Source organism: Fontivita pretiosa, assembly GCF_050410795.1.
GTDB lineage: Bacteria > Planctomycetota > Phycisphaerae > Tepidisphaerales > Tepidisphaeraceae > Fontivita > Fontivita pretiosa.
In genome coordinates this window covers 2748398-2772998 of sequence record NZ_CP191258.1, presented here as the reverse complement: position 1 = coordinate 2772998, position 24601 = coordinate 2748398, and the positions used below count along the sequence as shown (strand labels likewise).

19 protein-coding genes, 1 other RNA gene and 1 pseudogene are annotated in these 24601 nt (G+C 64.4%); 9 read left to right on the top strand and 12 right to left on the bottom strand.

All coding sequences use genetic code 11. The features are described 5' to 3' along the window. Positions 1–15 precede the first annotated feature (15 nt). Positions 16–321, top strand: a pseudogene (locus ACQS5P_RS11200) (hypothetical protein); the annotation flags it as partial. 81 nt (positions 322–402) lie between these two features. Continuing rightward, entirely contained in the window at positions 403–3837 is a 3435-nt protein-coding gene (locus ACQS5P_RS11195) for a S41 family peptidase (RefSeq protein WP_428936703.1), read from the top strand. A gap of 128 nt (positions 3838–3965) precedes the next feature. Here the strand turns inward: ACQS5P_RS11195 and ACQS5P_RS11190 are convergent, their stop codons facing one another. Further along, a complete protein-coding gene (locus ACQS5P_RS11190; protein ID WP_428940974.1) occupies positions 3966–5759 on the bottom strand; it encodes a carbon starvation CstA family protein in 1794 nt (597 codons plus the stop codon). A gap of 256 nt (positions 5760–6015) precedes the next feature. Here ACQS5P_RS11190 and ACQS5P_RS11185 point away from each other — a divergent pair, with 256 nt between their 5' ends. After that, on the top strand, positions 6016–7698 hold the full coding sequence (locus ACQS5P_RS11185) for a B12-binding domain-containing radical SAM protein (RefSeq protein ID WP_428940973.1): 1683 nt from the start codon (positions 6016–6018) through the stop codon (positions 7696–7698). Between the two features lie 26 nt (positions 7699–7724). On the opposite strand, the gene ACQS5P_RS11180 is transcribed toward ACQS5P_RS11185, so the two are convergent. From ACQS5P_RS11180 to ACQS5P_RS11150, 7 genes are all read right to left on the bottom strand, one after another. Beyond that, positions 7725–8009: a hypothetical protein gene (locus ACQS5P_RS11180; protein WP_428940972.1), complete on the bottom strand. Its 285-nt coding sequence runs from the start codon at positions 8007–8009 to the stop codon at positions 7725–7727. A 94-nt stretch (positions 8010–8103) separates the two neighbouring features. Continuing rightward, positions 8104–8394, bottom strand: a complete 291-nt coding sequence (locus tag ACQS5P_RS11175) for a GlsB/YeaQ/YmgE family stress response membrane protein (RefSeq protein WP_428940971.1) — start codon at positions 8392–8394, stop codon at positions 8104–8106. 245 nt (positions 8395–8639) lie between these two features. Further along, positions 8640–9572: an acyl-CoA desaturase gene (locus ACQS5P_RS11170; RefSeq protein WP_428940970.1), complete on the bottom strand. Its 933-nt coding sequence runs from the start codon at positions 9570–9572 to the stop codon at positions 8640–8642. A gap of 188 nt (positions 9573–9760) precedes the next feature. After that, a complete protein-coding gene (locus ACQS5P_RS11165; RefSeq protein ID WP_428940969.1) occupies positions 9761–10102 on the bottom strand; it encodes an RNA recognition motif domain-containing protein in 342 nt (113 codons plus the stop codon). A 268-nt stretch (positions 10103–10370) separates the two neighbouring features. Then, positions 10371–11354 (bottom strand): ABC transporter substrate-binding protein, encoded by a 984-nt coding sequence (locus ACQS5P_RS11160; RefSeq protein ID WP_428940968.1) that lies wholly within the window; start codon positions 11352–11354, stop codon positions 10371–10373. Next, the gene (locus ACQS5P_RS11155) at positions 11351–12127 is read right to left on the bottom strand and encodes an ABC transporter permease (protein ID WP_428940967.1); all 777 of its coding nucleotides are present in this window, start codon (positions 12125–12127) and stop codon (positions 11351–11353) included. Before ACQS5P_RS11155 ends, ACQS5P_RS11160 begins: the two co-directional genes overlap by 4 nt. Further along, complete coding sequence (locus tag ACQS5P_RS11150; protein ID WP_428941016.1) at positions 12124–12969, bottom strand: ABC transporter ATP-binding protein; 846 nt, start codon at positions 12967–12969, stop codon at positions 12124–12126. Before ACQS5P_RS11150 ends, ACQS5P_RS11155 begins: the two co-directional genes overlap by 4 nt. A 199-nt stretch (positions 12970–13168) precedes the next feature. On the opposite strand from ACQS5P_RS11150, the gene ACQS5P_RS11145 reads away from it, so the two are divergent. Genes ACQS5P_RS11145 through pilM form a run of 3 tightly spaced genes read left to right on the top strand, consistent with a single transcriptional unit; the run spans position 13169 to position 15457 of the window. Continuing rightward, the gene (locus ACQS5P_RS11145) at positions 13169–13810 is read left to right on the top strand and encodes a DnaJ domain-containing protein (RefSeq protein ID WP_428940966.1); all 642 of its coding nucleotides are present in this window, start codon (positions 13169–13171) and stop codon (positions 13808–13810) included. Next, positions 13786–14292 (top strand): hypothetical protein, encoded by a 507-nt coding sequence (locus ACQS5P_RS11140; RefSeq protein WP_428940965.1) that lies wholly within the window; start codon positions 13786–13788, stop codon positions 14290–14292. The genes ACQS5P_RS11145 and ACQS5P_RS11140 overlap by 25 nt, the downstream gene beginning before the upstream one ends. Positions 14293–14323: 31 nt before the next feature. Beyond that, positions 14324–15457, top strand: coding sequence for a pilus assembly protein PilM (pilM, locus tag ACQS5P_RS11135; RefSeq protein WP_428940964.1), 1134 nt, complete (start codon positions 14324–14326; stop codon positions 15455–15457). Between the two features lie 67 nt (positions 15458–15524). Here pilM and ACQS5P_RS11130 read toward each other — a convergent pair whose 3' ends face one another. The 3 genes from ACQS5P_RS11130 to ACQS5P_RS11120 form a co-directional block, all read right to left on the bottom strand. Further along, positions 15525–16007: a 3-hydroxyacyl-ACP dehydratase FabZ family protein gene (locus tag ACQS5P_RS11130; protein WP_428940963.1), complete on the bottom strand. Its 483-nt coding sequence runs from the start codon at positions 16005–16007 to the stop codon at positions 15525–15527. 69 nt (positions 16008–16076) lie between these two features. After that, positions 16077–16478 (bottom strand): acyl carrier protein, encoded by a 402-nt coding sequence (locus ACQS5P_RS11125; protein WP_428940962.1) that lies wholly within the window; start codon positions 16476–16478, stop codon positions 16077–16079. Positions 16479–16507: 29 nt separating this feature from the next. Continuing rightward, positions 16508–16975 (bottom strand): 3-hydroxyacyl-ACP dehydratase FabZ family protein, encoded by a 468-nt coding sequence (locus ACQS5P_RS11120; protein ID WP_428940961.1) that lies wholly within the window; start codon positions 16973–16975, stop codon positions 16508–16510. Between the two features lie 230 nt (positions 16976–17205). On the opposite strand from ACQS5P_RS11120, the gene ssrA reads away from it, so the two are divergent. From ssrA to ACQS5P_RS11105, 3 genes are all read left to right on the top strand, one after another. Further along, positions 17206–17592: a transfer-messenger RNA gene (gene ssrA / locus ACQS5P_RS11115) on the top strand. 789 nt (positions 17593–18381) lie between these two features. Beyond that, positions 18382–19187 (top strand): IS5 family transposase gene (locus ACQS5P_RS11110; RefSeq protein ID WP_428941015.1). Its coding sequence is split into 2 segments (ribosomal slippage): positions 18382–18706 and positions 18706–19187, totalling 807 coding nucleotides; the frame shifts between segments, so codons are not numbered across the junction. A gap of 749 nt (positions 19188–19936) precedes the next feature. Beyond that, positions 19937–21295 (top strand): IS256 family transposase, encoded by a 1359-nt coding sequence (locus ACQS5P_RS11105; RefSeq protein WP_428940960.1) that lies wholly within the window; start codon positions 19937–19939, stop codon positions 21293–21295. Here the strand turns inward: ACQS5P_RS11105 and ACQS5P_RS11100 are convergent. Next, a complete protein-coding gene (locus ACQS5P_RS11100) occupies positions 21274–24597 on the bottom strand; it encodes a Swt1 family HEPN domain-containing protein (RefSeq protein ID WP_428940959.1) in 3324 nt (1107 codons plus the stop codon). The genes ACQS5P_RS11105 and ACQS5P_RS11100 overlap by 22 nt on opposite strands. Positions 24598–24601: the final 4 nt, after the last annotated feature.

The window sequence follows — 24601 nt, the reverse complement described above, 5'->3', positions numbered from 1 at the left end:
GATCGGCGGAAGCCGAAGCTGCTGCCGGTGGTGGATGAGTTCGCGCGGGAGTGTTTGACGATCGAGGTGGAGCGTTCGCTGACGGCCAGGGCCGTGGTGGAGACGCTCACGTACCTGTTCGAGACCCACGGCGTGCCCGGGCACATTTGCAGCGACAACGGCCCGGAGTTCACCGGCCGGGTCGTTCTGGCGGGTGGAACCGCGAGCCGCTTGCGCGGTCGCACTGGCGGCGGGGAATCGGCCATTGCCCGCGGCGTGCGCGGACGGCTGGTGCTCAAGAGCCATCTCCCCTGCCGGGCTGCCGCATTCGGCAATTCCTGATGAACTTCCGCTGAGTCGTGGTATAAGGTTCGAGCTGCCACGCTCCGGCAGGTACAGCAGCACCCGATCCGGGAGGTCAACGTGCGCCTTCGCTTCTGTTATCTCACGATCAGCGTCTTCAGCTTTCTTGCGTCGCTCGCCTCTGTTTGTGCGGCGGGCCGTGCTGGCGTGCCGGCGTATTGCCGCTGGCCGACGATTCATGGGGACCGGATCGTCTTCACCGCCGAAGGTGACTTGTGGAAGATCACGACTTTTGGCGGGCTGGCGGTGCGGCTGACATCGCATCCGGCCAATGAGATGTTCGCGCGGTTCAGCCCGGATGGGACCCGGATCGCGCTCACGGCGGATTACGATGGCAACAGCGACATCTACGTGATGAGCAGCGAGGGCGGAGAACCGCGGCGGTTGACGTACGACCCGGCGCGCGAGGAGTGCGCGGGGTGGACGCCGGATGGAAAGCACGTGCTGTTCCGCGCCCGTCGCAGCGGGCTGGACACCGACAGCACGTTGTATCAGGTTTCCGCCGACGGGGGGCAACCCGAAGTGGTCAGGGTCGGCAAGTGCGAAGCGGCGGCGTTCTCTGGCGACGGGAAGCTCGTCGCGTTTAACCAGTTCCTGTGGAACGGCACGTGGAAGCGTTACCGCGGAGGCACGGCGCCCAGGATCTGGATCGGCGACATGCAGTCGGGCAGGTTCTGGGCGATGACCGACGGTCAGGCCGTCGAGCAGCACCCGATGTGGATTGGGGATCGGGTTTACTATCTGTCCGAGCGCACCTATCCGATGAACATCTGGTCGAGCAGGCCGGATGGCTCGGACGCCAGGCAGGTCACCAGACACGTTGACTACGACGTCCGCAACGCCGACACCGACGGCAAGTCGATCGCCTATACGACGGCGGCAGACCTGTGGGTAATGGACGTTGCGACGGGCGAGTCGCGGAAGATCGAGTTGATGCTGCCGTCGGATCGGATTCGAGAGCGTCGCCACGTGCAGGACGCAAGCAAGACGACCGAGAGCTTCGCCATCAGCGACGACGGCAGGCGGGTTGTGGTGAGCTCGCGAGGCGAGATCTGGAACGCACCCGCCAGGCCGGGCGGCAGGATCATCCAGGTTACCCCGGAAGATTCGGCCATTCGCCAGCGCGCCCCCGCGTTTTCGCCGGATGCGAAGCAGATCGTCTGCATCACGGACGAGAGCGGCGAGCAGGAACTGGCGGTTTACGACGCTGCGGGACGCGAGAAGCACCGCATCCTCACGCGCGGCGAGAAAGGCTGGATTTTTCAGCCCATCTGGTCGGCGGACTCGAAGCACATCGCCTATGCTGATCTCACCGGAACCCTCTATATCGTCGATGCGGAAACGACCGAGACGAAGCAGGTCGATCAAGACAAGAACTGGGAGCTGACGGAATACACATTCTCTCCCGACGGCAAGTGGCTCGCTTACACGAAATATGACGACAACCGCGTGCGGTCGGTGTACCTGTACGAACTGGCGACGGGGACGATCCAGCGCATCAGCGCCGGATTCACGAATGACTACAGCCCGGCCTGGGACCCGCAGGGCAAGTACCTCTACTTCCTGTCGAACCGTGTATTTCGGCCATACATGGATGACCTGGATATGAGCTTCCTTGTGACGCGCTCGGCCAAGCCGTGCATCGTCATTCTGGCCAGGGAAGGCAGAAGCCCGCTGCTGGCGGAGGAATTACTGGAGGATCCGAAGCACAAGGACACGAACGACGGATCGACGACATCGACATCGGCGACGCGGGAGTCGGACGAAGCCAGGGGCACTGAAGATCAGGAGGAGCGGAAGAAGGATGAGGGCACGAAGGACGAGAAGACGCCGAAGAAGTTGCCTGAAGTGAAGATTGACCTTGATGGTATTCGCCAGCGCGTCGTTGAGCTTCCAGGCAAGGGGGAGAACTGCAGCGCGCTGTCGGCGGGGGAGGGGAAGATTTACTGGATCGTGAGTCCGACCCGGGGGATGGGCGACCACGATCAGCACTCAGAGGGCGATGGTTTCCGCGCCGATGGCAAGCTCCAGGTCTACGACTTCAAAAAACGCAAGGAGGAGACGTTCATTGAAGGGCTGCGCAGCTACGTGCTCAGCCGCGACGGCAAACGAATCGCCTGGCAGAAGGACCGCAAGCAGATTCTCGTGGCGGACACGTCGAGCAAGCCGGGCAACGAGATCGAGGAGAAGGTGGCCCTGGACCAGCTTCCGCTTCAAGTGAATCCGAGCGACGAATGGCGACAGATCTTCGCCGAGGCCTGGCGGCTTCAACGAGACTTCTACTGGGCTCAGAACATGGTGGGCGTGGACTGGCCGGCGATGAAGAAGAAGTACGAGCCGCTGCTGGAGCGTGTGGGCAGCCGCGGAGAGCTGAACGACCTGATCGGTCAGCTCATCGGGGAACTGGGCACATCGCACACGTATGTCTTCGGGGGCGACAGCACGTTTCAGCCGCCAAAACCCGTCGCCGTCGGCGCGCTCGGCGCCGACATCGAGATCGACAAGGAAACCGGGCTGCATCGCTTTGTCCGCGTGCTCCGTCCCGAGCCGTGGGAGACGGACATCGAGGCGCCGCTGACGATGAGCCACGCCAACGTGCGCGACGGCGACTACCTGCTGGCCATCAACGGGCGCGAACTTGGGCCGGGCGACAACGTCAGCGCGCGGCTGGTTAACCTCGCGGGCGTCGAGGTGCTGCTGACGGTCTGCTCCAGGGCCGACCGCAGCGACGCGCGGGATATTCAGATCAAGACGCTGCGCGGCGAACGCGAGCTGCGATATGCCGACTGGTGCCGCCGCAACCGCCAGTACGTGGAAGACAGGAGCAGTGGCCGGATCGGATACCTGCATCTGCCGGACATGAGCGCGCAGGGACTGATCAAGTTCATCGAGGGCTTCTACCCGCAGACGGAGAAGGACGCGCTGATCATCGACGACCGCTCGAACCACGGCGGGTTCGTGTCACAGATGCTCATCGAGAAGCTGAATCGCAGGATCTGGGCATACATGATGCCGAGGCGGGGGATGAACGCGACCTATCCGGAGCGGGCGCACGCGGGCTACAAGTGTGTGCTCATCAACGAGCACGCGGGCTCCGACGGCGACATCTTCCCCGACAGCTTCCGGACCATGGGCCTGGGGCCGCTGATCGGAAAACGGACGTGGGGCGGGGTGATCGGAATCCGCATGGACAAGCGATTCGTCGATGCCGGCGCCAGCAGTCAGCCCGAGTTTGCGTGGTGGGATGCCAAGCGCGGCTGGAGCATCGAGAACGTCGGGGTTTCGCCGGACATCGAGGTGGACTACCGCCCGGAGGACTACGTCGCCGGACGTGATCCGCAACTGGATCGTGCGATCCAGGAGATGATGCGAATGATGAAGGAAAAACCGGTGGAGCGACCCAAGCCGCCGCCGTTCCCGGTGCGGGCGCCGGCGGGACCAGCGATGCAGCAGCGCGAGCCGCAGGTGCAACAACCGGCGGCGCGGGGTGGATAGGACTGCATGGTCACTGGATCGCACGGACAGATTCTGTGCGTTCGCGCGATCCTAAGCTCTGCGACTCGACCTGCAACGAGTATTCTGCGGAAAGCCATGGCTGGATGAGTGACGGCCTGCCCGGGACATTACCTGCCCGCCGCGGTCATCACCTCGAATCCACCGGGGGCTGGGAGCGGACGGCGCGACATCCGCCAGACGCGCAGCGCCTCGAACACCACCAGCGCCCCCAGAAGAAACAGCACCGCGGCGATCGTCATGTTCACCACGAAGGGGGTGACGTTGGTGACGTTTGGAGGCGGAAACCGGTAGCTGCGCAGGAAGTTCATGAAGTTGAAGACCAGGGCGGTGCCGGTGCTGGCGACCATGAAGGCGGCGGGAAGCAGGGCGAACCAGACGGGCCGGCCCGTGCGCCACAGCCACACGCTCACGCCCACCAGCGTCAGCGCCGCCAGCAACTGGTTGCTCGTGCCGAAGATGACCCAGAAGGTTTTGAAGGATCCCGGCGGGCTGAACCACAGGTACGCCGACGGCGCCGCCAGCGTGATCAGCGTGGCGACCGCGCCGCCGCTGATACCGCGCAGGCCTGTCATCTCCTGCAAAACATATCGCCCCAGCCGCGTGCACACGTCCAGCGTGTCGAAGACGAAGCTGCTGAACGCCAGCAGTCCGAAGCTTACCGCGAAGAAGAAGATGTTGGGGTTCATCTGGGCGGCGAATCGGCCGATGCCCAGGGCGTAAATGGTGTCGGGCTTGGCCAGCTTCTGCCCCGGGGTAAGGATCATCACGCACGCCAGCGCGAAGATCGCGACCATCGATTCCAGGAGCATCGCGCCGTAGCCGATGGGCCTGACATCGCGTTCATTGCGGACCTGCTTGCTGGTGGTGCCACTGGCGACGATGGAGTGGAAGCCGCTGCAGGCGCCGCAGGCGATGGTGATGAACAGGAAGGGGAACAGCCATGAGCCGTCGGCGGCGGTGAAGCCCCTGAAGCTCGGCCAGTGAATCGCCAGCTCCCCCTGCCCGTTCCATCCGCCGACCAGCGTGCCCAGCACGCCGAACGCCAGCGCCGCGTACAGAAACGTCGCCCCGATGACGCCGCGCGGCTGCAGCAGCAGCCACATCGGGACGATGCTGGCGATGAAGCAGTAGCCGAGAAGGACCTGGTCCCAGACGCGTGTCATCTGAACAGAGTCCTTTGCCTGGGTGTCCATGAATGAAAGCCCGTGGGTCGAGAGCCACATCGCCAGGTCGGGCGCTTTCCAGATGCTGATCGCCAGGACAGCGATGGCCCCGCCGAGCGCCGCGTACCACGGGGTCTTCGTGAATCGCAAGAGCAGCCCCATGACGACGCTGAGGACCAGGTATGCCGTGGCGCCGATGACAACGGCCCCGCCGTTGAGCGCGATGGCCTGCGGCGCGCCATCGATGATCACATCTTCCCTGAAGAAATTGGCGAACGTGCCGGCGGTCACGTCGGCGAAGGCGATGATCACATACACCAGGCTGATCCAGACGAACAGCAGAAACGTGAGATAAGCGGTTCGGCTCATGTGCTGTCGCACGACCTGGGTGATGCTGGTGGCGCGGTGGCGGATGGAAGCCAGCAGCGCGCCCGAGTCGTGCACGCCGCCGATGAAAATCGCCCCCAGCAGGATCCACAGCATCGCCGGCAGCCAGCCGAATGCCAGACCGGCGAGAATTGGTCCGACGACCGGCCCGGCGGCGGCAATGGCGGTGAAGTGCCCGCCGAGCACGATCGGCGCCGGGGCTGGTACGTAGTCGTTGCCGTCGTCCATCTCCACCGCGGGCGTAATCCGCGAGGGATCGACCCCCAGCCATCGGGCCACCAGCCGGCCATAAAACACATACGCCAATACCAGCACCACCGCGCAAAGTGCGACAACGGGAAGGATGGTCATAGCAGCAACCTCACGGCCGGACTCGAGCCGCCAGGATAGTGTAACACAGAAGAGGCTTCATCGCGGCGCGAACGCGGACACGAGTATACCGAAGCGGAACTGCAACCTTCCGGCTGGCGGGGAAGAATCGATCACGTGCGCCCTATCGCCAGCACAGGCGATGGGGTAAGCTGCGCGGATTGCACCCCCTCGGCAGCAACCGGATGCTCTGGGCGTGCCGGCCCGGAATGGCATGTCTGCAACGGAGGCGCCGCCCATGCGAGTCCTTCTGCTGTACCCCGAGTTTCCCACCAGCTTCTGGTCCTTCGAGAAGACGATCAAACTGCTGGGGCGAAAGGCGATGCTCCCGCCGCTGGGCCTGATCACCGTGGCGGCGCTGCTGCCGCAGGACTGGCAGTTCAAGCTGGTTGACCGAAACATCCGCCAGGTCACCGAGCAGGAATGGGCCTGGGCCGAGATCGTGATGCTCTCGGCGATGATCGTGCAACGCCGGGACTTCGCCGCCCAGGTGCACGAGGCCAAGCGCCGCGGCAAGCGCGTGGTGGTTGGCGGCCCATACCCGACGGCGCTGCCTCAGGAGTGCGTCGATGCGGACTATCTGGTCCTGGACGAGGCAGAGATTACGCTGCCGCTGTTTCTGGAGGCTCTTGCCCGCGGAGAGAAGCGCGGCGTGTTCCGCTCCAACGGTGAAAAGCCGGACGTGACGCAAACGCCCATCCCCCGATTCGACCTGCTGGAGCTGGATGCCTACACGGAAATGTCCGTCCAGTTTTCCCGCGGCTGCCCGTTCATGTGCGAATTCTGCGACATCATCGTGCTGTACGGACGCAGGCCACGCACCAAGACGCCAGACCAGATGCTCGCCGAGCTGCAACGGCTTTACGATCTGGGCTGGCGGCGAAGCGTGTTCGTCGTGGACGACAACTTCATCGGGAACAAAAAGAACGTCAAGGCGCTGCTGCGCCAGTTGAAGCCGTGGATGTTCGGTCGCGGCTACCCGTTTTCGTTTGCCACCGAGTCATCGGTGGACCTGGCGCAGGATCAGGAGCTGATGGATCTGATGCGCCAGTGCAACTTCGGCGCGGTCTTCCTGGGGATCGAAACGCCGGACACCCAAAGCCTGGTGCTGACGAAAAAGACTCAGAACAACCGCGATCCGCTGGCAGATTCGGTGCGGAAGATCGCGCGATCGGGGATTCGCATCATGGCCGGCTTCATCATCGGCTTCGACAACGAGAAGCGCGGCGCCGGCGAGCGGATCGTGCGGTTCGTCGAGCAGACCTCGATTCCCACCGCCACATTCAGCATGCTCCAGGCTCTGCCCGACACGGCGCTGTCGCACCGCCTGGCCAGGGAAGGGCGGCTGCTCGACAACGCCCTGGCCGGCGCGGACATCAACCAGACCACGCTGATGAACTTCGTACCCACCCGGCCGATCGAGCAGATCGCCGAGGAATACGTCGAAGGTTTCTGGCGGCTGTACGATCCGATCGCCTTCCTCGATCGCACGTTCCGTCACTTCATGCTGTTGAAGGAAGCCGACTATCCTCGCAAACCCCGGCCGCTTCGCCGCAAGCTCAATCTCCAGAACATTCGCGCCCTGGCGACGATCATGTGGCGGCAGGGCGTGCTGCGCAAGACGCGTTGGCGATTCTGGAAGAACCTGTACCGGATGTGCCGGCTGAACCGCGGGGGGATCGGCAGCTACCTCAGCACCTGCGCCCAGATCGAGCATCTGCTGTACTACCGCCAGCTCGTCCGGGACCAGATTCACCAGCAGCTTGCACGGCAACGCGATTCGTCGAAGACATCGCCGCACCAGCCGACACCTTCGCATGGGTCGCCGGATCCGTGGCGTGCGGCGGCGACACACCCAAGCTCACCGCAACGGGGCGCGCGACTGCCACTACCCGTACTGGCCAATGGCGGCCAGTCCTGACAGCGCACGGGGGGCATGTTCGTCCGTCACTGCGCGTCGGGCGGCGAAGCAGCCCCGGGCGCGGGCGGCGCCACAATGCGGCGCCGCTTCGACGGCTTGCGCAGCCGCTGGATATCCCTGGCGCTGAGCCCGTCGAAGAACGGATCCGACTGCTCCGCCGCGATCTCCATCGGAACGACGCTCACATTGATCGTCCGGGGGTTGGTCAGTTCATCCTTGAAGTAAGTCAGCACTTCGTTGCCGTTGATTTCCAGCACTTTCCCAAGCCCCAGTTTCCGGTTCAGCACCAGTTGTCCAACTTTGTATTTCATGCGCGAAGCTCCTTAGCCACATTGCCGGCACAGGGCAGGCTCTTTGATTTGCGGCGATCGAGCAGACGGGTCTACAGCAGCGATCCGTCGGGGTTCAGTAGGAACGGCGAATCGAGGGCCGCTCGTGCGGGCCGCGGCTTCGCACGATGTGCCATGCGACGGCGACGAGCAGGGCCGCCGCGCCGGCGCACAGCAGGCTCCAGATGTTGAAGAACACGACGGGCGAGCCGCTGAGAAGGCTGTAAAGCCAGCCACCGACCACGCCGCCGACTCCCGCCAGTGCGATCCCCAGTCGCGGATCATCTCCGCGCAGATCGACCAGCTTGCTGCATACAAATCCGACGACTGCCCCGACGATCGCCCAACCAATGATTCCGATGAGCATGAGTGCTCCTGCAAAGGACCAGAACGGGTGGTGCTGGCGGAGTCCACAAGGACTCACGTTTGCGGCAGTCGAGCGAACCGGTCTACCGGGTGAAGGGCAAAGGGGTTGGCGGGAATGTCGCTTGTGCTGCGATTATAGCCGAACGCCACCGGCCACGACATGCAAAAAATAAACAGTCCCTGGTGGGCAGACTCGCGGACATTGCGTGGACTGATGGACGCATCGGATCAATCTTCGATGGCGAGTCAGGCCCGCCGCGGCAGGCGAATGTCCCACGCCAGCCCGACGATGGACATCAGTCGGATGAGGTAGTAGCTGAAGTCGATCTGCCACCATCGCAGGCCATGCCGAGCGCTGGCGGGGAAGGCGTGATGGTTGTTGTGCCATCCTTCGCCCATTCCCACGATCCCGAAGACAAGGTTGTTGCGGCTGTGGTCGTGAGTCTCGAATGGTCGCGTGCCCCAGAGGTGGCAAACGGAGTTGATGCTCCAGGTGACGTGATGGACCAGGAAGATCCGCACCAACCCGCCCCACAACAGCCCCATCAGCGCGCCGGACCATGAGAGCGTGATGAGCCCGCCGATGACCGCCGGCAGGATCACCCCAATCGCCGCCCAGAGTAGCCACAGTTGGCTCATCACGCGCAGCATCCGGTCGCGGGAAAGGTCCGGCACGTAACGATAGAGGTTGCGCGGATCGCCATCGAAGATCCAACCCATGTGCGCGTGCCACATGCCGCGGAGCATGGCGAGGAAGCCTTCCCCGTGGTCGTGAGGGGAATGCGGATCGCCCGGGCGATCGCTGCACTGATGGTGCATGCGGTGCGTGGCCACCCATTTGAGCAGCGACCCCTGCAGCGCCATCGATCCGAGCATGGCGAGGATGCACTGGACCAAACGAGGCGTCTGGAAGGAGCGGTGGGTGAAGTAGCGGTGGTAGCCGATCGTAACGCCAAAGGCGGTGACGACGTACATGCCCAGCAGCAATCCGCCGCTCAGCCAGCCGAACCCCCGCCCCCAGAGCAGGATCACCGCCAGCACGAACCCCGCGAAGGGAGTGATCACGCCGATGAGGCTGGCGATCCGCGTCGTGAGCGAGACTGGTTCGAGTGTCTGCGGCGCCAGCGAGCAGTCGCCCTGCGGGGTGGTCAGATCAACGGGGGATTGGGGGTTGGTCATAGGTGCTTCCAGGAGAATTCACGGCATCAGCGGGAGAGCGGGGCGACAGGCCCCCGGGGTGAACCAGCGGATAAAAGCCGGGCCAGCAGGACGCGAGCCCCGCGTCGGGTGGACGCGGGGCTCGCGTTAACGTACTGGTTCAGTGCCTTGCCGGCGGCGGGATGCTCCCGCCGGGCGGCGAGGGCAGGCTAGTACCTGCTGCGGCCGAAGCCGCCCTTGCCACCGCGTCCGCCCCCGCCGTAGCCGCCTCGGCCGCCGCCGCCCCCGCCTCGCGGGCGCTCTTCGCGCGGCTTGGCCTGGTTGACGGTCAGCGCCCGGCCATCCACTTCCTGGCCGTTCATGGCCGCGATGGCGGCCTGCGCTTCACCTTCCGAACTCATCTGTACGAAACCGAACCCCTTGCTGCGGCCGGTGTCGCGATCGCTGATGACCTCGGCGCTCTGCACGGTGCCGTGCGCGGCAAAGAGTTGTTCCAGGTCTGAGCTGGTTGTGTTGTAGCTCAGGTTCCCGACATAAAGCTTACTGCCCATGCGATGTCTCCTTGTGCTGGGCGATTGCCCGGCCCCTGTTTTACTTTCGGGGCAGGCGGAGAAAGGGACCGATGTTCCGGTCCGGAAGGTAGGAGGGCGAGAGACAGGAAGACCGCGCCATCTGGCGTGCCGAGTCGCTGGTTCGTCCGAACTTACCAGCCACAGCATAGCCACCCCAATGCCCGCAGTCCATCCTCAAATTCAGATTATTCGCTCGCCCCAGCCGCCGCCCATTGGACCAGCCATTGCCAACTGCGTATTTGACGTGTTATTGGCCCATGTTCACAAAACACTCGCTAGCCGACACCGGCTTGTCGATCACCTTCAGCTCCCGCAACTGATCGATCAGCTCCTGCCATCGCTGCTCGGTCATGCTGCCCAGGCCTTGGGATCGGGTCAGCTCCGTCTCGATCAGCGGCTTCTGGGCTTCGGCGCTTTCGGCGAAGGTCTGCAAGTCCATCGTGGGGTTCAGCCTGGCCATGATCGCGTTGGTTTGCGATGGATCGGCCAGATAACGCTGCCATCCCTCGCGCACCGCGGCGACCATCCCCTGCACCAGCTTCGGATTCGACTTCAGGAACTGCTCGCTGGTGGCCAGCACCGTCGTGTAGGGGTTGTACCCGGACTCGGCGATGAGGAACACCTGCGGCTCGATGCCGATCTTTCTGGCCGCCAGCGGCTCGGACGTTACGAAGCACTGCATCGCGTAGTCTTCCTGCGTGCGATACAGGCTCAGGTCGCCGAACGGCGAGGGCACGATCTTGAGCTTGTCGAAGCCGTACTTTTTCTGAAGAAAGTCGGAATAGGGCAGCCCGCGTTCCATCGCCAGCGTGCCGGGAGTATTGAACAGATCCTCCAGCGTCTTCAGTCCGCGTGAGGCGCGGGTCATGATCCCCTGTGGATTGGTCTGATAAACCGCGAACAATGCGACGACGCGGTTGCCATTGGCGCGAGCGCGGACGATTTCGTCGCCGCTGACGATCGCGAACGGCACCGTGCCGGCGCCGACCATCTCGATCGTCGGCGCCCCGGCACCACCAGGCGTGATCTGACACTCCAGCCCGTACTTCTCATAGGGCGCGGCGTAGAACCCACCGAACTGCGGCTCGGGCTTCCAGTTGAGCTGAAGCTTGACCTTCGTCAGCTTCGCGCCGGAGCTGTCAACGGACTCGGACCGCCGTTCGCACCCCAACAGCGCCGCCAGCAGCGCGCCCACCATCAGCACCGTTCTCAACGCAGATGTGTGCATCATCGATCTTGCCTTTCCAGTTCCGAAGCATGCCAGTGACGAAGCGACAGGTGGCTGAGCAGGTTGATCGCCCAGAACAGCACGATGCCCAGCAGCGAAGCCAGAAGCAGTCCGGCGAAGATCTTGTCCACGCGTTGCTGCTGCCGCGACACCTGTATGATGCCGCCGATGCCTCCGCCGGTAATGAACTCCCCGACGATGGCGCCGATGACCGCCAGACCGGCGGCGATGCGCAACCCGGTCAGGATGTTGGGCAGCGCGTACGGCAGGCGCAGCTTCAGCAGCGTCGCGTGCCGCCGGGCGCCGTACAGCCGAAACAGATCCCGCAGCGCCGGATCCGTCGAGAGCAGCCCGCTGAGCGTGTTGGCGATGACCGGGAAGATCGACACGATGAACGCCGACGCCGCCACCGTGCGGTCCCATCCCACCCAGATCACCAGCAGCGGGGCGACGGCGATGATCGGCACGGTCTGAAAGAACACGGCATACGGATAGAACGCGCGCTGCACCCAGGCGGCCGAGGACAGCAGCACGGCGATGCCCACGCCCGCCACCACACTGAGGGCAAAGCCGCTCAGCGCCGCGGTGGTGGTGTCGAGCATGGCTCGCGAAAGATCATGCCAGTCGCGAACGATGGACCCCAGCACGCTCGACGGCGCCGGTATCAGAAACGCCTGCACCCAGCCCATGCGGACGGCAATCTCCGCCCCCAGCGTCACCGCCGCCAGCGGCGCCAGCGGCGGAAGAACGATCCCCGCGATTCTGCGAAGGCTCATGCACCTGCTCCTTCTCCACGGCGCAGGGCATCCAGCAGCACGCGAGTCTGCGCCGCGAACGACGGCTCGCCGCGCAGCTCCGCAACGCGCTGCTCCGGCAGCGCAAGCGTGTGGTCGAGCACGATCCGCGCCGGACGCCGCGACAGCACCACCGCACGCTGCGCCAGAAACGCCGCCTCCACGATCGAATGCGTCACGAAAATCACCGTCATGCCCCGGCTCCGCCACAACTGATGAAGCTGTTCGTCAAGCTGCTGGCGGGTGATCTCATCCAGAGCGGCGAACGGCTCATCCAGCAGCAGCAGACTGGGATCGGTGACCAGCGCCCGAGCCAGCGAAACGCGCATCCGCATTCCCCCCGAGAGCTGCGCCGGATAGCGATCGATCGCGTCGCCCAGCCCCACCTGTTCGATCGCCTCCAGCGCCGCGGCACGGCGGCGGGCGCGGGGAACACGCATCAGCTCCAGCGGCAGTTGGACGTTGCCCAGCACATGACGCCACGGAAGCAGGTGCGCATCCTGAAACACGAACGCAAGCTGGGGCCGGGCCGGCGCGCCGGCGGCCGGATGTGCGATGACGTTGATCGATCCGGAATCGGGTCGATCCAGCCCGGCGATGATCCGCAGCAGGGTGGATTTGCCGCACCCGGACGGACCCAGGATCGCCACGAACTCCCCGGGCGCGATGCGCAGGCTCAGCCGCTCGATCGCCACGACCCCGCCGCGGAACGTGCGGCGGATGTCGCGCATTTCCACCGCCACCGCGCAGCTCTGTTCCTGCCGGGGCACGGGTTGCTCGCCGCTGCGTGCCGGCGGATCGGTTGGCTGAATCGCCCGTGTCATCTGCATGACCGATGCGTGCGAGTGTAGGCGCCCGGCGAGTGATTGTGCAAATGCCCGACTGGCGCAACGGTCGCTGCGATTGCGATAACCCCTACGACCGCTAAGGTCTGACCCCGACACCGCCTGTGCCGCGGCGATCGCACAGATCCTCGCTCCCGCCTTGGTTAAGGACATTACCGGTTCTTCCGACATTGCAGACATGTGGTTGTTTGGTTCCCAGCCGCGGGCGCGGGCCATGCGCCCACGGCGGCATCAACGCTTCAACGCCGAGTCGCTGACCACGCCGCTGGGCAGGGTCAAGGACCTGTCCGAGTCCGGCGTGTGCATCAGCGGGCGTGGGCGGACGGAGCTGCGCAAGGGGCAGCTCATCCCAGTCAAGCTCGCCACCCCCCAGGGACAGCTCAGTTTTCTCGGACGTGTCGCCTGGGTGCGACAACGCAAAGGCGAGTTCGACGCCGGAATCGAACTGCTGGATGTCAAGCCCCATGTTGCGGCGAGGCTCAAACAGCTCGGCGAGTTCGGGTTCGTGCCCGATGCGCAGTGGTCGCAGGCGGCCATTCCCGACGAGGCGGCTTTGAACCAGCCCGGCGGCAGAGCCGCGCGCGTGGATCCCTGGCAGGTGCTGGGTGTGCCGCCGGATTCAACGCTCGAACAGGTTCACCGCGCCTATCGCAAGCTGGCGCGACGCCTGCATCCGGACGTGAACAAGGCCGCGGATGCCGCAGCGCAGTTCCAGCAGGTGACCGCTGCCTACCGCGAGCTGGAAAGACGCCTGCGACCGGATCCAAACGCACTGCTCGAGAGGGAAGCGTCATCATGCTCGGCATTCTCAGGAAAGTGAGCAAACGACTCTGGCAGGAGCGGTTGCCTGCGGCGGGGGGGGCGATCACGCTGCCCGAACCACACGGCCCCGGAGCCGCTGGCTGGCCGCTGGAGATCCGTGCCCTGCTCGGTTCGCTTCGCGCCCGAAGCTATTTCCAGAACAACCGACGCAGCGGTCAGCGAAGAACCTACCAGGTGCAGGCGACGCTGTGGTACAGGCCGCCGGGCCAGGATGCCGATCTGCCGCCTCGCCAGGCGACCATTTACACCCGCGACGCCACGGCCCGGACGCTGGCGTTCGTGACCGACGTTCACCTCAAGCCGCAACAGAGCGTGATCATCGAAATCGCCTGCGACGGGCCGACGCCGCCGACGCGGCTGTATGCCCAGGTGCGTCGGTGCAGGCAGTTTCGCGAGGGGTGGTTCGACTGCGTGGTGCAACTGTCGTCCGCACCGGCCGGCGATGCCGTCATCGATGCCCGATCCTGCGCGACAAGCTGACACGTGGCCTTTGAAAAGGTGAGATTGTCCCATGCGTATGCTCGCCAACAGTCTGCTCGGAAACCTCTTCAAGCTCGGTGGAAACAGCGCCCCCATCGGCGTTGATCTGGGCAGCGCCGCGATCAAGCTGGCACAGGTCAATCCCTCACGCCCCGACGCGCCAGGCCAGTGCGCAACCGCCTGCGTCAGCATCCCCGATGAGCTTCGCGCTGATCCTCGCGCGCGGATCGACTTTTTCGTGCAGAGTGTGCCGCGACTGCTGGAGCAGGGCGGGTTCCGTGGCCGGCAGGTTGTGCTGGCGCTGCCCGCCTGCTGCACGCACTTTGAACGGGTACGCATTCCACTGCTGGACGAGCAGGCGACGCGGCAGGCGATCGTCTTCGAGGCCGCCGACAAGCTGCCGTTCCATCCCACCCGCGGGCTGATCCGCCACATCATCGCCGGTGAAATCTATGAAAATAACGAGCCGCGAAACGAAGTGATCGTCATGGCCGCCCGACGGCAGTTCACCGACGCGCTTCTGGCCGCCGCGGCAAAAGCAAAGCTCGACACGATTGGCGTCATGGCCGAGCCACTGGCGCTTGGCAGCGGGCTGGGCGCTGGCGCAACGCCCGAGGAATCCCGCGCGATCGTGGACATTGGCAGCAGTGGCACTCGCGTGTACATCCTGGCCGGAGAACGCATCCAGTTCGCCCGCGCCGTCACGATCGGCGCCGAGCATTTCGATCTGGCAATTGCGCAGCAGCTTCGACTGAAGCTCAGCGACGCGCGGGCGATGCGGCAGCAGGCGGCTGTCACCGAGGTCCCCCCGGCCGCCAGCGACGCGCGGCAGCAGACGCTTCGAATCGAGCAGGCCTGCCAGACGCCGCTGCGCAAGCTCATCGAAGAGCTGGACCTTTGCCTGCGGTATCACACCGCAACATTTCCCACAACACCGGTGAAGCGGCTGGTGTTCGTCGGCGGTGGATCGGCCAGCAGGCGCCTGTGCCAGCGGATCGCCGTCGAGCTGAACCTTCCGGCGGAGCTGGCCGACCCCTTCGCCCGCAACAGCTCCGATAGTGGCTGGGATGCGGTCGCGTCGGATGCCTCGGCGATGCCGTCTTGTGCCTGGTGGGTCGCGGTAGGACTGAGCCGCAGCCGCCTCGCCGCGCGAAACGCCGCCTGAGCGAGCACGCCACGGAAGTAGCCGGCGGCGTGTGTCTGACGCGCCGTCGGGACGCGCATGCGCCGGCTCACAGCCGCACGTCGCCGTCCACCCGATACGTCTTGAGCAGATCCCGAAACTGATCCGTGAACACGAAGTTGTGCTCGGGAAACTCGATTCCGGCCAGGTTCTGATCGATGTGGCTGAACATCATCTCGATTTCCGCCACGAGCTGGCCACCGACGCTGACCGTGCCTCTGATGGACGCGCCGGCGTCGTCCAGATGCTCGATGCGGGCGTCAAACTGGATCGTCTGCCCCGGCCGCACCAGCCGATGAAATCTGGCCCGTCCGATCTTGGCCAGAATCACCTTCTCCTGAAAGTTGCGCGCCTCGCCGACCAGAATCCCCGCCGTCTGGGCCATTCCCTCGATGATCAGGCTGTTGGGCACGATCGGAAACGCCGGATACAGATCGTGCAGGTGCTCCTCGGCCAGCGTGACGTTTTTGATCGCCGTGGCGCTGATGCGTGGGGTGAACTCGGTGAACTTGTCGATCCAGATCCATCTCATGGAAGGATGAAGAATGAGGGATCGAAGGAAGAAGGCGTCGCGCGGCGGCTCTGCTTCATCCCTGTGCGTTCATCCCTGGCTGGCCAGCTTGTTCTGGATGTAATTCACGACCGTGTTGACGGTGAACTGCATTTTTTCGATCTCGTCGCCGGGCTTGAGCCCGGACAGATCGACATGGGGCAGGCGTTTTTTCAGCTCCGCCAGCCCGGCCTCGGTCACCCGGCCATTGTTGACGTAGGCGGCGTTGTTGAAGATGTCCTCGGGGAACATTTCGCCGCGGGGGATCTTGAAGGGCTTGGCCGGATCGGTGGTGAAGGCCTTCTCCAGCCGGAAGACGATGTCCAGAAAGTCGATGGACTCGGCGCCCAGATCGCCTCGCAGGGTCGCGTCCGGGCGGACCTCCTCCTCATCCACGCCCAGCGCGTCCATCAGAACCGCCTTCACCTTTTCATAAATCTCGTCGCGTGTCATGTCATTCCTCGAATGGTAACCATCGGCCGCTAGCTTCCCTTCAGCACGCTCCATCGCGCCCGATGATGCTCGATCAGTTTCGCGTCCAGGCCGGCCAGCTCCGGCTGTTTCTCGGCCAGGTTGAAGTAACTCATCTCGATCCGTGCCGAAACGGCTTGGGAATCGTTGACATACCCGGCCGCCCTGAAGACCGCGCCATCGTCGGAGGCTTTTTGAAACTCGACCTCGACCCGCAGGGCGTTTCCCGGAGCCACGAACGTGCCGTACCTCACGTTGCGGGCTTCTTTCAGCACGGCGATGGATTTGCCGAAGTTGCTCCGCCGGTGCAGCAGCCAGCCCGCCGCCTGCACCAGCGACTCCAGCATCAGCACCCCCGGCAGGACCGGGAACGTCGGAAAGTGGTCCGCCAGGTACTCCTCGGCCAGGCTCACGTACTTGACCGCCACAATACGATCGTCGCTGATCGTTTCGATTCTGTCGATCAGGTTGAACTTCATGCGGATGGACCGAGTTTTGCGCCGCGTTCGCGCCCGCGAGGTTTTATCGGTGCCCGCGCGGCTTTGCAAGACTGCCGCCAGGGATTGGCCTTGCGCGGACTTGCTGCGGGGGCCGCGCTTCCCGGGCCTGCGGGTCGTTTCCCGGGCCGGTTTGCCCAAATCGCCCGACCGGGATAGGATTTGTATCGTATTAATCCGTGCAGGATGGATCTTTGACAAGCTGAACCACCGGGGGCGACCGGTTTCGACCGGATGGCTGCGGTGGCGGTGGCATGCCCAGGACGCTCACTTGGCCTGGATAAAATGTGAGCAAACATTAACTGCCAACGACAGTGATGTTGCCGGGCGCGTCGGCTTCGGCGCTCCCGTGTTCGCAATGGCCGCCTAATTCACAGGTGGTCTCGGCACAGTCGGGAGGCTTGCGACCGGCTGGCCGCCAACAGCAAGCTGGCTGCGCGACTCGGACGTTGGTCGCGTGGTGAGATTCAGACGTCTGGTTCCCGATGAAGGATGACGGTGTTCGTCATCGGGAACGAGAACAAAGCACCGTCTAAGCATGTAGAGGCCGACACTGACGTCGTCTCGGGACGGGGGTTCGATTCCCCCCGCCTCCATCGATTATCTGGGAAAAACGCACGTTTTTAAGACATTTCGGGCGCAATTTCGGGCGCTGAAAAGGGGTTAGGTGAACGGCGGATCGTACCTGAGCCGGATCTTGCTCGTTGCGCGCGTGCGTCGTTCGGCCGGTTCACTTGGTCCACCCACCAACCGTACGAAGGGAAACTGGGTGATCCGTGCGCCGACATGGATGGCGGTGCTGTGACCGGCGCGAACGTCTTGTCCTCGTGGTGGTGGTCAGCATGTCCGTCGTTGAAGATGCAAGGTACACCCACACGATACGTGCTCCCGCGACACCGCATCCCCTGCCTTCGGCCTTAGTTCCCACCCGCCTTTGTGCCTCTTGAGCCTTCGGACAAAACAGGTGTCGTCCCAGCGCGCCGCAATTGCGCCGATCGCGGCGATGGACAACCCCTGGCGAGCACCACTCTTCGAGGCAAATCTGGAGGATCGCCTTCGCGACCGGTTACGGCGCGCGGACTGCGCAAACCGCGAAAGCAGCGCGTAATGCATCTTTAGAGCCGGTTCTCTCCCCCCATCGCCTCCTTCCTCTCCACCGCGATCACACGTGCAGCCCTGCGCCTTACGCACTGATGGCCAGCGCACGCCCACCAGATTCGCCGCAGAGGACAAGAACGACGGGGACCACGATGGGTGACAACGGCCACGCCCACAGGCTGAGGACTGAGAAATCAGAACGCTTCCGTCGGCTATAAGGTGCTTTTTGAAAGGAGCCACGGATGGCGAGGAAGCGACGGGAGGTCGAACCGCTGGCGACGATCTGGCGGATGCCCGTCGAACTGTGGAAGAAGATCGAAGTTCTGATCGACAAGTACAACCCGCCGAAGAAGACCGGGCGCAAGCGCACCTCCGAGCGGGCGGCGCTGGACGGGATCCTGTACCGGATGCGGACCGGCTGCCAGTGGAACGCGCTGCCCGGGGAGTTCGGCGACGACTGCTCGGTCCACCGGGCGTCGCAGCGGTGGGTGAGGTGCGGGCTGTTCGAGCAGTTGTGGGCGCTGCTGCTGAGCGAGTGCGAGGAACTGGGCGGAGTGGATTGGAAGTGGCAGTCGGCTGACGCGGTGATGGGCAAGGCTCGACACGGGGGGACTGCGTCGGGCCGAACCCGACGGACCGCGGTAAAGACGGCACGAAACGCAGCGTGCTGACCGAGGCGGACGGTGGGCCACTGGCGGTGGTGGTCGCCGGCGCTAACGTGCACGACGCCAAGCTGCTGGCCGAGACGATCGAGGCGGTGGTGGTCGAGCAGCCCGGACCCGAGCAAGTTCCGGAGCAGCACCTGTGCCTGGACAAGGGATACGACAACCCCAGCGGCCAGTCTGCGGCCGAGGCCGGCGGGTACGTGCCGCACATACGCCGCATCGGCCAAGAGAAACCGGACGAGCGGAAACGCAAGCGTCGCAAGGCCAGGCGTTGGGTGGTGCAGCGGACGATCGTTTGGCTAAACCGCTGCCGGGGCATCCTGGTGCGTTACGAGAAGAAGGCGGCGAACTACCTCGGCGTCGTTCAACTTGCCTGTGCCCTGCTGTGGTACCGCCGACTACACAGGCTCAAAGCGGCGCCGGCGTTTTGAGATGATTACTTGATACCGCCGGCGGTTTCGACGCCACTTACACTTCGAAAGTCTGTCCTGCTCTATGGAGCGTTTGCTGTTAACGAGCTCTGCTGTTGTGAGATCAAGTTCTGACGATTCCAATCGGGAGTTTACGTGCGCTCGAAGGTTCTACGAAATGCCGGGATGATCATCGGGCTGCTTCTCGCGCTCGCGCTGATCGCCTTCGTGTGGTGGTATCGTGAGCGTACCGAGCGATTGCAGTTCGTGCTTCCGCGGGGCTTCAGCGGCGCGATCCTAATCGTAGAAGCTGCTGACGCGCAGGCTCCTGTCCGTGTCGCAGGCGCACGTCGACTAATTGTTCCGCCACAAGGCGTAGTGTACGTTCGTTCACTGGATATGTTTTTGGAGTGGAGCGATTACGAGGTTTGGCAAGCGGACGGCCGCCGGCTTCCAGTGTTGAGTATGAGCCAATACCCTCGCGACGCTCGAGGCTTTTGGATATACGTAAGCCGGCGGATTCATGGACTTGAAGGGGGTGGAGTTCTGGGTCGGGCGCGGCGACCAAATCGATGACACAGCGTTCTATGCATTACGGAACCAGGTACTCGCCGCTCGAAGCCGAGGCGATGCAACGACAGTACCTTCGGAAAGCGAGAGATAGATGACGTTGCCCAGTTGAAGGTTGAAGAAGCGGCGGTTCCGGTCGGTGGGATCCTACCTTACGATCCGCTGACCAGTTTGAACCTTCAACCGAAAGGAACCGCCACATGTCAGACTACCAGAAGGCCGATACCCGGGCCTTGTCCGATTTTCTTTCTTCCAATGGCCAGTTGCTGTTGCCCATGGTCAAGCTCGTCGAGGACGCCCGGGCCGCGATCGACGAGGTGATCGACGTCACCGGCCGCGCCTGCATCGAGGCCATCCTGGAAGGCTCGGCCGAGCAACTGGCCGGCGCCCGGTCGCCGGGCAAACGCTCGGGAGAGATCCGCTACCACGGCCACCAGGACGGGATCGTTCATCTCAAGGAGCGCAAGCTGCGGGTTCGCAAACCCCGGCTGCGACACAAGACCGAGGGGGAAGTCGAGGTTCCCGCCTACCAGGCGATGCGCACCCGTCCGCGACTGGCGGATCAGATGATGCGGATCATGATGGATGGCGTGAGCACCCGGCGCTACAAGGATGTGATCCCCGCGATGGTCGAAAGCGTCGGGGTGAGCAAGAGCGCCGTGAGCCGGGCCAACATCGAGGCCCGCGATAAGCTGCTGCGGGAGCTGGCCGAGCGCCGCTTCGACCACCTGGAGATCCTGATCATCTACCTCGACGCGATCTGCCTAGGGGACTATCACATCCTGGGGGCGATTGGAGTCGATTCCACCGGGTCAAAACACGTTCTGGGCCTGCGGGAAGGGTCGAGCGAGAACGCCGTGGTGGCGATCGAACTGCTCAACGATTTGGTGGCCCGGGGCGTGAAGCCGGATCGGCATCGGCTGTTCGTGATCGACGGAGCCAGGGCGTTGCGCAACGCGATCAACGCGGTGTACGGATCGACCAACCCGGTGCAGCGGTGTCGGATTCACAAGCTGCGGAACGTGATCCGGCACCTGCCCAAGGATCAGCACCGCAACGCGCGAAGCACGCTCTGTGCGGCGTGGAAGCTGGAGGCGGATGAAGGTAAGAAGCAGGTCGAGCAGTTGGCCCGGTGGTACGAGCAGAAGCACCCTTCGGCCGCCGCCAGCCTGCGCGAGGGACTGGATGAGCTGTTCACCATCAACGCGATGAACCTGCCGACGAAGCTGATGCGATGTGTCTCGACGACCAACGTGATCGAGAGCGCCCACTGGGGGCGGATAGCCAGCGCGTCGGGCGGGTGCGGAACTGGACCAGCGGAGCGATGGCGTTGCGCTGGAGTAGTTGTGCCTTCGAGGCCGCCAGCAAACAGTTCCGAAAGGTCATGGGCCATCAGCAACTGTGGATGCTCAAGGCGCACCTGGATGAGTTGGGAAAGGAGGAACAACTCGAGCAGATCAAACGGGCCGGATAAGCTCAATCAACCCAACACCGCCGCCCAACCTTCAACTGCCGGCGGGGCAACGTCCAGCACGCTCTACTCCTTCTCAAACCCGTGACTCTTGAACTTCAGCGTCCGGCAGTTCTCGGTGACCGTCCTGACGATCTGTTCGGGCACGCCGTCGGGAACCTCTGCCTGAATCTCAAGCGTGACCTCCACCCTGGCCCCGACCAGCCCGGCGAGGTGCTGGACCACTTCCTCGGCTATCCGGCTTGCATCCCTGCCAACGCGCGTCGCGTCTAGGACGGCCGTTCCGTGGAACCTCCGAGGCGGTTGCGGAGCCGGACGCGGAGGCTCGCCGCCAGTTTCCACGCCTGTCGCCACGCCCGTAGGTCCCACGGCTGTGCCGGTTCCTTCGCCCGCTGGCGGCTGCCCAACCCCAGCGGTTAGTCTGTCCGCCTGCATCTGCGCGGCGGCGACGTCCGGCTTGACGAGCACGCTCCGGTCGTCCATGAGGACGCGGACATGCGGGCCGGTCTGAAGGCCGATATACTTCTTCCTCTGCTCGTCCCATCCGTCCGCGTAGGCAAACGTCTCGGTCTGCCAGGTCAGCCGTGAAAGACCGTCGTGTATGGCGTTCAGGAGAACCGAGTCGTCGCAGAGCCGGGGCAGGTAGAGGTACGTGGCGAAGTCCTCGGCCAGTTGCTTCACGCCCACGTGGTCGCCGCGCCAAAGAGGCACCCTGTCCAGCTCGAGTCGCAGTCGGGAGCCGCCAAGTTCCGCCAGCAGCATCTCCTGGTTCTTCAGCTTCTTCGACGCACGGACCGCCAGCGCCTCTTGGCCCTGCTGCCGCATCTCCTCCCAAGCTACCGGTCCGTTCGGATCGGGCTGGTTCGGCACCAGCAGCCACTGATACGCCTCGGGAATGCGCGCGTCCACCGTCTCGTCGGCCGTTTTGCACTTGGTCTCGGCCTGACGAGACTGGAAGGCGTCCAGGTTCAGCGTCTCCCTCTGTTCCCAGATGCTCTTCCACGCCAAATATTGCCGCACCGCGTGCTCCAAGTCCCTCAACCGCGTCTGGTCGGCGGCCAGAAACACCAACGTGTTCTTGTAGGTCCTGGGGGAGGTGCCGCGCGATTCGAGGATGTGGGCTGCCTCCTGCCGGGCCGGGCTGTTGGCGTCGCGAGCGGTGTGCGGATATTCAGGCCCGAGAAGCACTAGCCGCGCCTCCCGCTCATCGGGAACGTCCCCGCCGGAGGCGCAGGCGTGGACGCGCGCGAAATCGCCCCGCGTGCGTCCCTGAAGTCGCAGCCGCCGGGCGATCTCCTCCAGCACGTCCTCCTCCCGCAACTGCGCCGCCCGGTCGTCGGCCAGGCGCGTCACGGTCGGCTGAGTCGAATACCAATACCGGTTTCCATCGACATACAGATAAGTGGCCCGGTCGGTCAGCCGCCGCAGGGCGTCTCCGAAGACGGCCGCGCTTTCGCCCGGCTGGACGCACCCCAGCCGCACCTGCCGGTCGTCGATGCCGCGGTTGGCCGCCCGCTGGGTCGGAGCCGAGCCGACGTAGATCGTTCGGGCCACGCGCCGGCAGGCCGAATACCTCCCCAGGTTCGGGTTCGCGCGGTCCAGCGCCAGCGGCAGGGAATGCGGTCCGTCCACGTCCTTCTCGATGACCGGCACCCACTGGTCCTCCAGATACCGGGTCAGTTCGAACTGCACCCGGTTGTCGTCCACCGGAACGTTCGCCGGCATGATGAGCAGATTGCCGTCCTGCCGCTCCCACAGGCAGTGGATGACCGCCGCCATCAGCCGCAGCACGCCCCGCGTCCTCTGGAACTTCTCCAGCGTGGACCAGTCGCTGTAGAGCCGGTCGAAAAGTTCGGGATGGATGGGGTACGCCGCCTTGATGCGGCGCTCGTAGCTCGCCTCGCGGCACTCGCTGGGAAACTCCTGCTGCTGAGCGCCGTACATCTCGACAAACGCCCGCGCCACCTGGTCGCGCGCGACGAACTTGTCGGGGTCGGTAATCGGCTGGAACAGGCGCCTGCGGACGATCTCGAACCCCTCGTCCGGGCTGGCCGGCCTCCAGGACGCCTCCACGCGTCCGATGGCGTTCTTCAATCGCGTCAGGGCCGCCCGGCCCCGTTCGCCGCCCACCTCGATGTCGGAAATCCGTTCCCTGCCGTCCCGCGGGCTTGGGCTTTCCGACGCGGGAATGCTGACCACCAAGAGCGTCTTCCTGGCCGCCTTGGCCGCCTCCGTCAGCGCCTGAGCGAAAGTGAACTGCGTGTCGAATGTCCCCGCTGGCAGGCCGCCGTTGTCGTGCAATTGCCGGGCGTAGGCGACCCACTCGTCGATCAGAATGAGGCACGGCGAATACTTGTTGAACAGTTCGCGCAGGGCATCTCCCGGGTTGGTCGCAGTTTCGTCCGCCTCCTTGACGAGTTCGTAGCCCTCCTTGCCACCCAGTTGCCAGGCGATCTCCCCCCACAGCGTGCGGACGACCGTGCCGTCAGACTTCCTGTGCGTCTGACCAGGCGAGATTTTCGTCCCCACGAACACCGCCCGCTTCACGCCCCTGGGCAGCGTCAGGGCGCTTTGTTTCAGCAGGTCGTCCACACCGGGCAGGTCGGCCGCCGCCGTGCCGGAAAACAGGTGATACAGGGCCAGCATCGAGTGCGTCTTGCCGCCGCCGAAGTTGGTCTGGAGTTCCACCACCGGGTCGCCGCCGCTGCCCGAGAGCCGCTGCGCCGCCCGCGTGAGGAGCTGCTTGAGCCCCTCCGTCAGGAACGTCCTGCGAAAGAACTCCGTGGGATCGCGGTACTCGTCCGACCCTTCGCCCATGTACACCTGCCAGAGGTCCGCCGCGAACTCCGCCTGCTGATACCGCCCGCTGGCCACGTCCGGATGCGGCGTGACCACCTCGCGCCAGGGCTTGAGGTTCCCCGCGGGCCGGCCTTCCACGGGCGCAACGGCCATCTTGCGGGCATCCGCCCGCCGCTGCTCCTCGAAGCGCAGGCGCAGCAGTTCCATCTTCCGCTTCTCGACCTCCTCCGCCTCGGGGGCAGAGACCGCCGCCAGCAGCCGCCCCACGCTATCCAGCGCCCGGTAGGCGTCATCCGTGCTGAAGTTTTCCATGTGCGCCCAGCGGTTGCGAATGTCGCGCAGTTCGCTCACCAGACTTCGCTCAGCGTGCCCAAGCACGTTCCTGAACACCGCGTTCCACTGGTCCCACATCACCACCAGCACCGTCTGCGGGTCCGACCAGTTCACCTTCTTGTCGCCCAGCGATTGATCGGCCGCGGTCTTCCACTTCTCCCCGTACACGGCCTTCATCTCCCGCTCGATGAACGGATAGAGCCCCTTGCTCAGCAGTTCCAGCGCTTCCCCGACGCGGTCACGGTTCGTCTTTGCCATGCCG

Bases quoted from the DNA above. Each gene is read 5' to 3' on its own strand.
- ACQS5P_RS11180 (WP_428940972.1), bottom strand. From the start codon at position 8,009: ATGAAATACAAAGTTGGACAACTGGTGCTGAACCGGAAACTGGGGCTT.
- ACQS5P_RS11170 (WP_428940970.1), bottom strand. From the start codon at position 9,572: ATGACCAACCCCCAATCCCCCGTTGATCTGACCACCCCGCAGGGCGAC.
- ACQS5P_RS11100 (WP_428940959.1), bottom strand. From the start codon at position 24,597: ATGGCAAAGACGAACCGTGACCGCGTCGGGGAAGCGCTGGAACTGCTG.
- ACQS5P_RS11120 (WP_428940961.1), bottom strand. From the start codon at position 16,975: ATGAAGTTCAACCTGATCGACAGAATCGAAACGATCAGCGACGATCGT.
- pilM (WP_428940964.1), top strand. From the start codon at position 14,324: ATGCGTATGCTCGCCAACAGTCTGCTCGGAAACCTCTTCAAGCTCGGT.
- ACQS5P_RS11105 (WP_428940960.1), top strand. From the start codon at position 19,937: ATGTCAGACTACCAGAAGGCCGATACCCGGGCCTTGTCCGATTTTCTT.
- ACQS5P_RS11160 (WP_428940968.1), bottom strand. From the start codon at position 11,354: ATGATGCACACATCTGCGTTGAGAACGGTGCTGATGGTGGGCGCGCTG.
- ACQS5P_RS11165 (WP_428940969.1), bottom strand. From the start codon at position 10,102: ATGGGCAGTAAGCTTTATGTCGGGAACCTGAGCTACAACACAACCAGC.
- ACQS5P_RS11185 (WP_428940973.1), top strand. From the start codon at position 6,016: ATGCGAGTCCTTCTGCTGTACCCCGAGTTTCCCACCAGCTTCTGGTCC.
- ACQS5P_RS11190 (WP_428940974.1), bottom strand. From the start codon at position 5,759: ATGACCATCCTTCCCGTTGTCGCACTTTGCGCGGTGGTGCTGGTATTG.
- ACQS5P_RS11150 (WP_428941016.1), bottom strand. From the start codon at position 12,969: ATGACACGGGCGATTCAGCCAACCGATCCGCCGGCACGCAGCGGCGAG.
- ACQS5P_RS11155 (WP_428940967.1), bottom strand. From the start codon at position 12,127: ATGAGCCTTCGCAGAATCGCGGGGATCGTTCTTCCGCCGCTGGCGCCG.
- ACQS5P_RS11125 (WP_428940962.1), bottom strand. From the start codon at position 16,478: ATGACACGCGACGAGATTTATGAAAAGGTGAAGGCGGTTCTGATGGAC.
- ACQS5P_RS11175 (WP_428940971.1), bottom strand. From the start codon at position 8,394: ATGCTCATCGGAATCATTGGTTGGGCGATCGTCGGGGCAGTCGTCGGA.
- ACQS5P_RS11130 (WP_428940963.1), bottom strand. From the start codon at position 16,007: ATGAGATGGATCTGGATCGACAAGTTCACCGAGTTCACCCCACGCATC.
- ACQS5P_RS11145 (WP_428940966.1), top strand. From the start codon at position 13,169: ATGTGGTTGTTTGGTTCCCAGCCGCGGGCGCGGGCCATGCGCCCACGG.
- ACQS5P_RS11140 (WP_428940965.1), top strand. From the start codon at position 13,786: ATGCTCGGCATTCTCAGGAAAGTGAGCAAACGACTCTGGCAGGAGCGG.